Source organism: Petralouisia sp., from assembly GCF_056822245.1.
Genome location: NZ_JBQIOP010000075.1, coordinates 1 through 11934, shown reverse-complemented (window position 1 = coordinate 11934; position 11934 = coordinate 1). Strand labels below are relative to the sequence as shown.

Annotated in this window: 10 protein-coding genes and 7 tRNA genes; 2 read left to right on the top strand and 15 right to left on the bottom strand. The window is 42.8% G+C overall.

The genetic code is table 11. From position 1 onward, the window contains the following. Positions 1–245: 245 nt before the first annotated feature. Both ACTO17_RS18740 and ACTO17_RS18735 read left to right on the top strand, forming a co-directional pair. A complete protein-coding gene (locus ACTO17_RS18740) occupies positions 246–1028 on the top strand; it encodes a DUF6076 domain-containing protein (protein ID WP_482559005.1) in 783 nt (260 codons plus the stop codon). Between the two features lie 306 nt (positions 1029–1334). Then, positions 1335–1697 carry a VOC family protein gene (locus ACTO17_RS18735; protein WP_482559004.1) on the top strand — a complete coding sequence of 121 codons (363 nt, stop codon included), beginning with the start codon at positions 1335–1337 and terminating at the stop codon, positions 1695–1697. A 134-nt stretch (positions 1698–1831) separates the two neighbouring features. On the opposite strand, the gene ACTO17_RS18730 is transcribed toward ACTO17_RS18735, so the two are convergent. From ACTO17_RS18730 to ACTO17_RS18660, 15 genes are all read right to left on the bottom strand, one after another. Next, complete coding sequence (locus ACTO17_RS18730; protein ID WP_482559003.1) at positions 1832–3163, bottom strand: methyl-accepting chemotaxis protein; 1332 nt, start codon at positions 3161–3163, stop codon at positions 1832–1834. 39 nt (positions 3164–3202) lie between these two features. After that, positions 3203–3709 carry a chemotaxis protein CheW gene (locus ACTO17_RS18725; RefSeq protein WP_172538882.1) on the bottom strand — a complete coding sequence of 169 codons (507 nt, stop codon included), beginning with the start codon at positions 3707–3709 and terminating at the stop codon, positions 3203–3205. Positions 3710–3712: 3 nt separating this feature from the next. Further along, positions 3713–5851, bottom strand: coding sequence for a chemotaxis protein CheW (locus ACTO17_RS18720; protein WP_482559002.1), 2139 nt, complete (start codon positions 5849–5851; stop codon positions 3713–3715). 57 nt (positions 5852–5908) lie between these two features. Beyond that, positions 5909–6301 (bottom strand): response regulator, encoded by a 393-nt coding sequence (locus ACTO17_RS18715; protein WP_135988754.1) that lies wholly within the window; start codon positions 6299–6301, stop codon positions 5909–5911. A 16-nt stretch (positions 6302–6317) separates the two neighbouring features. Then, positions 6318–7340, bottom strand: coding sequence for a protein-glutamate methylesterase/protein-glutamine glutaminase (locus ACTO17_RS18710; protein WP_172538880.1), 1023 nt, complete (start codon positions 7338–7340; stop codon positions 6318–6320). Positions 7341–7364: 24 nt separating this feature from the next. Further along, positions 7365–8168, bottom strand: a complete 804-nt coding sequence (locus ACTO17_RS18705; protein WP_172538879.1) for a CheR family methyltransferase — start codon at positions 8166–8168, stop codon at positions 7365–7367. Between the two features lie 94 nt (positions 8169–8262). Then, the gene (locus ACTO17_RS18700; protein ID WP_482559001.1) at positions 8263–9348 is read right to left on the bottom strand and encodes a response regulator; all 1086 of its coding nucleotides are present in this window, start codon (positions 9346–9348) and stop codon (positions 8263–8265) included. Between the two features lie 2 nt (positions 9349–9350). After that, the gene (locus ACTO17_RS18695) at positions 9351–10793 is read right to left on the bottom strand and encodes an ATP-binding protein (protein ID WP_482559000.1); all 1443 of its coding nucleotides are present in this window, start codon (positions 10791–10793) and stop codon (positions 9351–9353) included. A 130-nt stretch (positions 10794–10923) separates the two neighbouring features. Next, positions 10924–11003: transfer RNA gene (locus ACTO17_RS18690), tRNA-Leu, on the bottom strand. Positions 11004–11120: 117 nt separating this feature from the next. Beyond that, positions 11121–11193: transfer RNA gene (locus ACTO17_RS18685), tRNA-Lys, on the bottom strand. 8 nt (positions 11194–11201) lie between these two features. Further along, positions 11202–11273: transfer RNA gene (locus ACTO17_RS18680), tRNA-Gln, on the bottom strand. A 45-nt stretch (positions 11274–11318) separates the two neighbouring features. After that, positions 11319–11392: transfer RNA gene (locus tag ACTO17_RS18675), tRNA-His, on the bottom strand. A 114-nt stretch (positions 11393–11506) separates the two neighbouring features. Further along, positions 11507–11580: transfer RNA gene (locus ACTO17_RS18670), tRNA-Arg, on the bottom strand. A gap of 4 nt (positions 11581–11584) precedes the next feature. Continuing rightward, a tRNA-Gly gene (locus ACTO17_RS18665) sits at positions 11585–11655 on the bottom strand. 9 nt (positions 11656–11664) lie between these two features. Then, positions 11665–11739, bottom strand: a tRNA-Pro gene (locus tag ACTO17_RS18660). Positions 11740–11934 lie beyond the last annotated feature (195 nt).

Below are 11934 nucleotides of genomic sequence, written 5' to 3'. Positions count from 1 at the left end.
AACGCCCCAAGGTCTTAAAACCACTAATATCTGCAATTTTCAAGGTTCTTTCGAGCCTTTTCTTTTAACTCGGTTTTTTCATAGATTATTTGACACTACCAAAATAGATTTTTGTTATTATATTACTGTATGTCTATATCTAAATAATACTAACTGTTTCAAATCATACCTACACTATTCAACCAACAGATATTTTTGAATTTAATGGGCTTCTTTTTAATCAATATAATTTTGGAGAAATTTTATTGACTTTTTATGATATGGATTTAAATAAGATTGCACAAAAAATAAACTTTCCTATTAAGATATTAGAAAATGCGGAAGCTTCAATAAATAACTATGTAAACGAATGTTTCAACATATTATCTGACTATTATGATTCACTTTTAGTGGCTCTTTTACTAAATGAAATTGAACGCGATTTATTTAATACTGATTTTGGGGATAATGAAAGTATAAATTTAAAAGTCAATCAAACTTTTATATATTTTGCATATCTAAAACTGTTCATAGAAAAATATGCTGATGGTAGATTTGAAACTTTAGAAGAATTCAATAAAATTGCACTTAGCCAACAATCTATGACTGCAAAATACCATTTAACTAAAGATAATGAATTATGCCTTACCTTTGTAATTGATAATATATCAACTTTAATTGCCTTAGAATTAATAAACCTCAAAAACAGCAATATACCAATTAAAAAATGTGAAAATTGCAAAAAAGTATTTATTCCTATAAGCCGTTCTGATGAGATTTATTGTGATAGAATATTTAAAAATAACAAAACTTGCAAACAACTTGGGTATACAGAAAAAGCCAAAAAAAATCCATTCATGCAAATGTTTACTAAAGCACGCAAAACACAACATGCTAGAATCCGATATAATAGCCATATCTCTGATTATAAAGAAAAACATTATGAACCATGGAGAATAGCGGCAGAAAAAGCCAGAGACGAGTACCAAAAGGCAAATGATATAAATGGATTCCAAAAATGGCTTGATGAACATAAAAATTCCTTTTAATGTAACAAAAAAGACTACTGGCAACTGCTGATAGTCTTTTCCATTGACATACAATCTGACATATTTTTATTCAAACAAGACGAACAAAGACGATAAATCAACTACTGGAACAACAAGCCAAAATCCTCAAAATTCCTTGATTTTAAGCCACTTTCACACAAAGACGAAACAACACGCATTTCACCTTATACTTACAATAGGTGAGTGCTAATATTATAAAAAAGAACGATCCATTGCATTTTCCGAAACAGTACTATATAATTGAAACGCAAACGGCATATACCAAAAACATGGAGGATACTATCATTGAAACTGAAAAATATACTAATTGTAGTGAAAGATATCGAAAAATCAAAACAATTTTATTATGATCTGTTCGGCCTTACGCCTATCCTTGACAATGACGGAAATATGATTCTTACAGAAGGGCTTGTTCTTCAGGAGGAATCTGTCTGGAAAAATTTTATCGGAAAAGAGATTATCCCTGAGAACAATTCCTGCGAGTTGTATTTTGAGGAACAGGACATTGAGAATTTTGTCCACAAACTGGAGAAGCTCTATCCAAAAGTTACCTATGTGAACAGGCTGATGGAACACAGTTGGGGACAGAAAGTGGTTCGCTTTTATGATCCGGACGGTAATCTGATTGAAGTTGGAACACCTATGTAGCAAAAAAAGAAAAGGCTGTTGCAAAACAGCAGTTACATACAATATATGGTATTCAGAATACAAGTTCTTATCCATATATTGTATATAAGCTGCATTTTGCAACAGCCCTTTTTGTTGTCACTTATGCGGTTCTTTTAGTATTTTCCAAAATCACCTTCCAGAGAGATAATCTTCTCATTCTCTTCCGGTTCATGATAACTGTTTGTATCCGGCATACTGCTGAAACTGTTATCAGAATTCTTCAGCTTATAATTGCCTACCAGACGGCGCAGAGTCGCTGCCTGATTTGACAATTCTTCACTGGCAGCCGCACATTCCTCACTGGTTGCCGAGTTGGTCTGGGTTACCTGGGATACCTGGTTAATAGCCTGATCAATCTGAGTAACTGCGGTAGCCTGATCATTGGAAGCCACGGCAATGCTGTGGGTCAGTTCCACCACCTGCTCAATCTTGTTCATAATCTCAGACAGGGAGCCGCTGGTCTCTTCTGCCAGTTTAGATCCAAGTACAACTTTATGTATGGAATCTTCAATCATTTCTGCTGTTTCACTGGCTGCAGACGCGCTCTTTCCGGCAAGGTTTCTTACCTCTTCTGCCACCACTGCAAAGCCTTTTCCGTGAATACCTGCTCTTGCTGCCTCAACTGCTGCATTCAATGCAAGAATATTGGTCTGGAATGCAATGTCATCAATTACTTTGATAATCTTGGAAATATTCTCGGAAGCCTCGTTGATGTCTGTCATTGCTCCCATCATTTCCGTCATGCTGTCATTGATTACAACAGCTTCTTTTCCCATATTTTCCACAAGGTCATTGGCCTCATTGATCTGCTCTGTATTAACCTTGGTTCTTTCTGCAATCTCATTCATGGAAGCAGTAATTTCCTGAGTGGCGCTTGCCTGCTCGGTTGCGCCCTGAGCAAGAGCCTGACTGGCGTCTGACACCTGTTCGGAGCCTACGGTTACCTGCATGGTGGATTCCCGGATATCAGCAAGCATTCTGTTGTTCTCTCTGATAATATCGTCCAATGCATTGCCCAGTACGTCTTTATCTCCATTGACTTTTACATCAGCTGTCAAATCTCCCTGTGCAATCATCTTGGAAATTTCACCCTGGTATTTGATATTGTCAATAATATGCTGGAATTCATCCACTACTTCGCCGAATTCATCGTCTTTATATTTGGTTAATGTATAATTGGCATTTCCTGCCGCGATTTCCCTGGCTGCAGTAATCAGAATATCCAGGGACTTGCGGATATCCCGCATAATGGTAACAGACATAGTCACACTGAAAATCAGTGAAATCACTGTCAGCCCCAGTACAATCGCTTCCTGAATCAATGTCTCAGTGCCGGTACCCATACCGGCCAAAAGCCGGTAACTCATCACACCCAATGTCAGAATCAGCAGGAAAATAATCCCAAATCCTACATACAGCCGTGTTCTTATTTTTACATTTTTCATTTTTCATATCCTCCTTCATGCATCCACCTGTTACAGACTTTATTCCATTGCAGCCGGATCTTCATCACTGATAAGTTTTTCCGGGCTTAATAATAATTTTACCTCATCAGCTACCCTTACCAGGCCGGTTACATATTTATCTTTCCCATAACTGGTTTGATTCAACGATGGAGGCGGGATAATATCTTTCTCGTCAATGGTAATCACATCCGCAATCTGCTCTACGATCAGTCCTACCATTGTTCCCTTTACATCAATCACAATAATGCAGGTACGGTCCATGTACTCAAACGGCTCCTGCTTAAAACGTATTTTTACGTCAATTACCGGTATAATTTTTCCCCGGATATTAATCAGGCCTTTAATATAATCTTCCACTTCCGGCACCGGGGTAATCACCTGGGTACTGATAATCTCATTTACGTACTCAATGGCAATTCCATAGCACTCATCCCCGATCCGGAACGTCATAAACATACCTTTTTGTGAATCATCTTCTTCCAGATCATCCAGTTCATCCAATACATCCATCAATTCTTCCGCCATGGCTTAACTACTCCTTTCCTGTCCGGCAATTAACCCTGCAATATCCAGAATCAATGCAATGCTTCCGTCTCCAAGCTGGGTGCATCCGGAAAGCCCCTGCACCTTTTTGATGTAGGAAGGAATCGGTTTTACTACAATCTCCTGTTCTGCAATTAGCTGGTCAATAAATACACCGATATATTTATTCTCATGTTCCAGTACCACTACAATACCTTCTTCAATATCTGTATTGGAGCCTGGCAGATGATACATTTCATTCAGCCTGATAAACGGATAACACTCTCCCCGGAGCATCACATACTCTTCTCCGTCCGGCTCTCTTACTATTGTATCTTTATTGATTCTTACGAATTCTTTTACCGCATTTGTCTCAATCACAAATGTGGAATTCCCCACCTGCATTACAATTCCATTGATAATTGCCAGCGTCAGAGGAATCTTCATAATCATTTCAGAACCGGCGCCTTCCATACTGTCAATTTCCAGTTTGCCGCCGATTGCCTGTATGTTCTTCACTACCACATCCATTCCCACGCCGCGGCCGGAATACTCCGTCACCTGCTCCTTGGTGGAAAATCCTGCAAACGTAATGAACTGATAGATCTCCTTATCCGTAAAATCAGACATCGGACGGCTGCCGATCAGCCCGTTATTTCTGGCTTTGTTATAAAGGACTTCTTTATTCAGACCTTTTCCGTCATCTCTTACGATAATATATACCTTGCCGCCTTCATTCTTGGCCTCCAGAGTAATTTTACCCCGGGGATTCTTGCCTGCGGCAATACGGTCCTCTTTTTCTTCAATTCCATGATCCACAGAATTACGGATCAAATGCATCAGAGGATCGGAGATATGTTCAATAATATTCTTATCCACTTCCGTATTCTCACCGATTACTTCCAGTTCAATGTCTTTGCCAAGCTTTCTGGAAACGTCGAATACAATACGGTTCATCTTCTGGAAGGTATTGGTCAGAGGCATCATACGCATGGACATAATTACGTCCTGCAGCTCTGTGGTAATCTTGGCAAGCTGACCGGATGCCTTCTGGAAATTGGTCAAATCCAGTCCCGGAACCTTCAAATCCGGATTCTGCAGCACCACCGCCTCGGAAATAACAAGCTCTCCAATCATATCCATCAATGCGTCCATTTTTTCCACATTAACGCTGATATAAGTCTGCTTGGGAGAAGGTTTGGGCTGATTTTTCACCAGTTTCTTTCCCTTGCCGGTTTCTTTTCCCTTAATAACATAATCTCCCGGCGCAGGCTCCTTTTTCTCTTCCTTCTTGCCGGCGTCCTTTTTCTCCTTATCATCCATTTCAATGATGATCGGTTCCGGCCCATGGTCATGGAATCCCATTTCAAATTCCTGCTGGGTGCAGTCATTGATTTCCACCCGCTCCATACCGGAAGTATCGCCAATGGCGCTTAAAATTTCCTCTCTGCTGCACTGGCACTTAATCAGCATATGGAACCCATCCTCTAAGATGATTGCTCCGCTGTCCTCATTGGAAATAATGTCGTCCGGCATATATTCCATATCGTCGGTAATCTCTTTCAGAGAATATACCGCTGTATATGCCCGGATATTACACATCTGGGTATCGCCTCTGTAGTAAATGGACGCTTTATAATATTTATAGCTTTCACTGCCGGTAGGCGCAATATAGAACTGGCTAGGCTCCACATAAGTATTTTCCGGCGGAAGCTCATTCCCCTTTTCTTCAATGCCTGACTTGATTCTTTTCAGAAATTTATCAATTTCATCCACAATCTTCGTCTCGTCTCCGTCAGGCGTCTCACCGTCCTTAATCTTATCCAGCTCGCCTGTAATAAAATCAGCTACATCAAGGACATGATCCACCAGTTCCAGATGCGGAACATTCTCCGGATGTGACTCTCTCAAATAATAAAATACATCTTCCAGCTTGTGGGATACCTTCGTGATGTTTTCATACATCATAATCCCGGAAGATCCTTTTATGGTATGCATGACACGGAAGATTTCATTGATAGAGGTTTCATCAAAGCAATCTTCATCTTTCTTTTCCAACACAGTATTCTGTAATGTCTCAAGCAGCTGTTCACTCTCATACAGAAACATATCCAGCATACTGTCTGTATTAAAATCTTCTGCCATTTTTAAGCCTCCCTTCTTCCTGATAGTACTTTTTGTAAATATACTCAACCGCTGTCATCATATCAGTTCCAATTTCTTCAGAATCATTTCAAATTTTTCCAGGTCTATCGGTTTACCAGAGTATACCGTACACCCCATTTCAAATGCTTTTTTCACATTTCTTTCTTCGTTCAATGCAGTGGTCATAATAATTTTTGCGCTGTCTTTTCCCTGGATTCCCCGTTCCTTCTCAATGTCACGGATTGCCTTCAGCGCCTGGTAACCATCCAGCACCGGCATCATAACATCCAGACAAATCAAATCGTAAGGTTCTCCATCCTCCAATGCCATCAAAAAGGCATCCACCGCTTCTTCTCCATCCACGGTTATGTCACAGTCTCCGTATTTCTCCAGATAATTTGTCATAAATTTACGGCTGGCGAAATCATCCTCTGCCAGTAATATTTTCATATCCCTGTTCTCCTTTCTAGTTTGCCTTTAATACACTGTATACTTTATTTGCTATATTTGAAAGCTCCGTCTGATACTTCACTGCTCCAATATCAAACGCAACTTTAGGCATACCATAAACAACGCAGCTTGCTTCATCCTGACCGATGGTAATTGCACCGGCTTTGCGCATCTCCAAAAGCCCCTTGGCGCCGTCTCCGCCCATTCCGGTCAGAATCACGCCCACTGCCTCTTTCCCGGCCGCTTTGGCCACAGACTGAAACAGCACATCCACGGACGGACAATGCCCGCTGACTTTCTCTCCATGTTTACATTCCACCTGATACATTCCATTGACTTTTACCAGACGCATCTGCTTATCCCCCGGCGCAATCAATACCTGCCCCGGCAAAACCCGGTCGCCTGTAGCTGCCTCCTTCACTGCCACCTGGCACTGATTGTTCAGCCGGTTGGCATACATCTGGGTAAAGCCCGGCGGCATATGCTGTACAATCACAACTCCCGGAATATCCTTCCGGAACTGACGCACCACATCATATATGGCTTCCGTTCCGCCAGTAGAGGCGCCGATGGCAATCACTATATTGCTCTTCACATGGGACGCGCTATTTACCGGAAATGCTTCCGGACGCTTCAGCCTTCCAACTTTCACCGTTGATGCAATCTTTATCTTCGTTCCCAGCTCCTTCCGCAGAAAAGAACTTACTTTGTCACGTTCCACTGTACTGGGCTTACATACAAAATCCACTGCTCCTGCTTCCATGGCGTCAAATACTTTCTCATCCATTGCACTGATGACAACCACCGGCAGCGGATACTGGGGCAGCAGTTTTCTCAAAAATTCAATTCCGCCCATTCTGGGCATCTCCACATCCAAGGTCATAACATCCGGGCGGTATTTTAAAATCGCATCCCTGGCCGCATAGGCGTCCCCCGCCTGGGCCACTACCTCTATACATGGATCTTCACTCAGGCTCTGTACCAGCAGATTACGAAACAGCATTGAATCATCTACCACTAACACTCTGATTTTGCGCATCCTGTTTACCTGCTTTCTTCATACTTATTTCCGATAGATCGACGGCTCCACATATTGAAACTTCAATCCCTTTCTGTCGACAGCTTCTGTTGTTCCCACAAACAGGTATCCTCCCGGCTCCAGGAAATCATAAACTCTGGAAAGAAGCTGACGCTTGGTGACTTCATCAAAATAAATCATTACATTTCTCATGAAAACCACATGAAATTTCTTATGGAATGGAAATTTATTCATCAGATTAAACTGACGGAAAATCACTTCATCTCTCAATTCCCTTGTGGCCTGATACTCAAGATCATTCACCCTTTTAAAATAACGCTTCTTCCAGCTCTCAGGCAAAGGCTCTATCTGTTCCTTCAGATATTTCCCTCTCTGAGCCTTTTCCAGTACTTTCGTGGAAATATCCGTGGCAAGCACTCTGGTATCCCACCGGCTGGCTTCCGGTCCGAAATAATCTCTCAGCACCATGGCAATGGTATATGGCTCTTCTCCTGTAGATGATGCAGCCGACCAGATCCTCACATCCCTGGTAGCTCCTTCTTTTGCCTTAATCTGAGGAAGTATCACCTTCTTCATATAGTCCAAATGTTCAAATTCCCGCATAAAATATGTATGGTTGGTAGTCAGCACATTAATCAGGTTCCGCGCTTCCTCTCCTTTGGGATTGTTCTCCACCTTGGTCATGTAATCATCATATCCGCTGTAGCCATTCCGCAAAAGATAATTTTCCATTCTCCCATTAACCAGAATCTGTTTTCCACTGAGATCGATTCCGTACTTTTGCTTTACATAAACTGCGATCCGATGAAATTCCTGTTCCGTAATCATAATAACTTACTCCTATCACATAAACTTCTATCAGATATTTATTCCATATTACCTATGGTACTATATTCGCCTTTATTTGTCAATTCCGTTGCGGCTATCCTTCTTCATGATGAAGCTGTTTTTGCACCTTCAAAAAGACCTCCACAATCTCCGGGTCAAAAAAAGTTCCGCTGCCTTCTTCAATAATTCTGAGGCTTTCCGCCTTTTTATCGCTGTCCTGGCCATGCTTTCCTTCCAGTAAATCATCATAGATATCTATAATTGCGGTAATTCTTGCCGATAATGGTATATTTTTCCCTTTCAGCCCCTTGGGATATCCGCTTCCGTCCCAATTGGCATAACGGTAGCGGGCAATTTCAATTGCCATCGGCAGGAAGCTGTTCTCAGTTGTGCTTGCGTTTACCTTCTCTAAAATTGCCGTTCCCTGCTCCACATGACGCTCCAAAACCTCCGGATTCTCTGTCTCAAAGGAATCATGCGCCACACGAATTCTGCAGGGGGTCTGAATCTTTCCAATATCATGCAGCCGGGAAGCCACTTCTATGGTATCAATAAAAGCCTCTGATATTTCTTCGGAAAATCCCGGGCTAAACTGAAGGCTCTGGGCCAATAACCGACAATTATATGCAACGTTGTCCAGGTGATGGCCTGCGCCGCTTCCCTGTTCTTCCCCCAGAGCGGCCAGGGCATACAGGATATTCTTCTGCTCCTCTTCAATTCTCCTGGCCTGGCTGCCGATAACGCTGTGCAGGCGACGGTTGCTTAATTCCAGTTCCTGCTGCATCTCATAGAGCTTCAAGTGGTTCTTGACCCGCATGGTAACCTCCGTCACCTCAAATGGCTTGGCAATGTAATCCACCGCGCCTAACTTGAACCCCCTCACTTTATCTTCACTGGAATCCGCTGCAGAAATAAAAATAATGGGAATATCCCTGGTAATGGGATTTTCTTTCAGCCGTTCACAGAACTCATATCCGTCCATTTCCGGCATAAATACATCCAAAAGAATCAGCTGGGGCAGACGCTCCGCAATCAGCTTTGTCGCTTCGCTGGCGCTGGAGGCGCACATTGGCTTATACCCCATCTCTAAAATAATATTTTCCAGAATCATCAGATTTGCGTCCACGTCATCCACAATCAGAATTTGTGGCGTTGTACCGGCTCTCTCCATACTTTCCATACTCATATTCCTCCGACGTTTTCCTCAAACAACTGTTTCAGATTATTGTACTGTTCCACCGCTTTCTCGTATTTTTCCTTGCGCACATTCATTTCCAGGCGGAATGCCGCTTTTTTCAGTTCCTGGGGCCCTTCTTCCACCAACGCTTTGATATTATGCGAAAAAGTCTCCGCTTTGTCCCAGGCTCCCACTTCCAGGCAGATAATCAGCTTCTCCATCTTACTGCGCAGCTCCTCCGTATTTTCCGCGGTACCGAAATGGAAAATCTCTCCAATATTGTCGAACTTGGACATATCCTGATTCTGATTGATAAATTCAAACTGTTCCCGGACACTGTGCTCTTCTTTTTTGTCCTGAGCCACATGCAGCCGTACGGAATAAGAAAAACTGCTGCCCTTTCCTTTCTCGCTGTCCAGATGTATGCTTCCGTTCATCAGCTCCACCAACTGCTTGGTAATGGCAAGACCCAGTCCTGTGCCGCCGTATTTTCTGGTAATGGAAGCGTCTACCTGAGAAAAACTCTTAAACAGCTTATCTTTTTCTTCCTGGGAAATTCCGATTCCCGTATCGGAAACCACAAAGAACAATTCAATTTCATCATCAAACTGCACTGTTTTGGTTACTTCTATATTAATGTATCCTACACTGGTAAACTTTACCGCATTGGACAGAAGGTTGTTGAGAATCTGTGTCAGACGCAGCTCATCCCCGATTAAAAATTCAGGAATTGACTTATCTATATTTACCATAGTATGTAAACCTTTTGCATTAATTGCAGTAATATTCGTTTCCACTGCATGATTTATCATCTGGTAAAAATTAAATTCTTTCTGTTCCAGTGTAAATTTCCCTGCTTCCAGCTTGGAAAAATCCAGAATATTATTGATAATGGCGGACATATTTTCACAGCAGCGGAGAATAATATCCAGCGTCCGTTTCTGTTCCCCGGTTACGCCCGCTTCCAGCATATTCGTCACATGCCCCCGGATTCCGTTTACCGGCGTGCGCAGTTCATGGGTAACATTTGCCACAAACTCATTCCGCACCTTGATGGTCTCCTCCATCTCCTCTTTCATCCGAACCAGCTTCCGCTCCGTCTCAATCCTTTTGGCAATATTAATTGCAAACAGCAGATTCTGATCTCCTTCCACAATTGTGGTCATGCGGACCGGAAAACAGGTGCCGTTCTTTCGGTACATCATACTCTCTCTCATGGCTGACATTGCATCCAGCAGCATCCCGTCCTCGTAGGTTTTCTGCTGAAGTTCTGTGGGAAACAGTGACAAAAGACTGGTTTTTGTCAGTTCTTCCCCATATCCCAAATCCTTTTTCGCCTGGCTGTTGCCATACAGGATCTTTCCGTTTCGGTCAAACCTCAATATGATCTCTAACGCCACATCTGCAAATCGGAAAAAATCCTCTTTCCGAAGCGTCTCCTGTTCCATAGCTTCTGCTCCTTCCCCATGGCTTTTCTGCCATTTTTCTTTATTTTTAGTATACTTTTTTCAATTTTTCGTGTCAAGTAAAAAACCGGGGCTTTTGAAAGATTGAATTCTTCCAAAAGCCCCGGTTCCATGCGGATGACAGGAATCGAACCTGCACGGTCTCCCACCAGATCCTAAGTCTGGCGCGTCTGCCAGTTCCGCCACATCCGCCTGCATTGCTGCAAAAGCCTTCATCTTTCACAGTAAACCCTCATCATGCCTAAACGAAATGACGTTATAAAGAGAAAATCAGGAATTCCTGAAAACAGAAATTCCCGTTTATATCAATGAGACATCGGGGATTCGAACCCCGGACAACTTGATTAAAAGTCAAGTGCTCTACCAACTGAGCTAATATCCCATATATAACTGGGCTAGCTGGATTCGAACCAGCGAATGCAGGAGTCAAAGTCCTGTGCCTTACCGCTTGGCGATAGCCCATCAGCCTGGGCGCGTACTCTGCAGACAGCCCTTAAAGTATAAAAAGGTGGATACAGGGATTCGAACCCTGGGCCTCCAGAGCCACAATCTGGCGCGCTAACCAACTGCGCTATACCCACCATAGTAAACCCTTATCATGCTCAGCCTGCCGTCCGGCGGGCCGCATGGCCATCCATGCTATGGAAGCTAAGGGCTTTCATAGTAAACACAGATCCACTGAAGCACCTGTGTAATGTGCTCGAAGGGATTCGAACCCCCGACCCACGGCTTAGAAGGCCGTTGCTCTATCCAGCTGAGCTACGAACACATGAAGCGGGTGATGGGAATCGAACCCACGTATCCAGCTTGGAAGGCTGGTGTTCTACCATTGAACTACACCCGCATGCAGCGATCGGGGTGACAGGATTCGAACCTGCGACCTCCTGGTCCCAAACCAGGCGCTCTAGCCAAGCTGAGCCACACCCCGATGGTTATCCTCTGCGTTAACCGTAACGCAAGTTATATTATATGCGAAACATTTCCAAATGTCAACAACTTTTTTCCCTTTTTTTCTATTAATAACTTAATTGCAAATTTAAATTCCACCCCTCTATGGAATTTAATCTTGCAAGTCTTCCTCTACTCAATAGTGGAATTTAATCTTTCCGAATGATCTGTTAAA

What these genes read in the sequence shown, in the direction of transcription:
- ACTO17_RS18730 (WP_482559003.1), bottom strand. Translation starts at nt 3,163, where the DNA reads ATGAAAAATGTAAAAATAAGAACACGGCTGTATGTAGGATTTGGGATT.
- ACTO17_RS18725 (WP_172538882.1), bottom strand. Translation starts at nt 3,709, where the DNA reads ATGGCGGAAGAATTGATGGATGTATTGGATGAACTGGATGATCTGGAA.
- ACTO17_RS18720 (WP_482559002.1), bottom strand. Translation starts at nt 5,851, where the DNA reads ATGGCAGAAGATTTTAATACAGACAGTATGCTGGATATGTTTCTGTAT.
- ACTO17_RS18715 (WP_135988754.1), bottom strand. Translation starts at nt 6,301, where the DNA reads ATGAAAATATTACTGGCAGAGGATGATTTCGCCAGCCGTAAATTTATG.
- ACTO17_RS18710 (WP_172538880.1), bottom strand. Translation starts at nt 7,340, where the DNA reads ATGCGCAAAATCAGAGTGTTAGTGGTAGATGATTCAATGCTGTTTCGT.
- ACTO17_RS18705 (WP_172538879.1), bottom strand. Translation starts at nt 8,168, where the DNA reads ATGATTACGGAACAGGAATTTCATCGGATCGCAGTTTATGTAAAGCAA.
- ACTO17_RS18700 (WP_482559001.1), bottom strand. Translation starts at nt 9,348, where the DNA reads ATGGAAAGTATGGAGAGAGCCGGTACAACGCCACAAATTCTGATTGTG.
- ACTO17_RS18695 (WP_482559000.1), bottom strand. Translation starts at nt 10,793, where the DNA reads ATGGAACAGGAGACGCTTCGGAAAGAGGATTTTTTCCGATTTGCAGAT.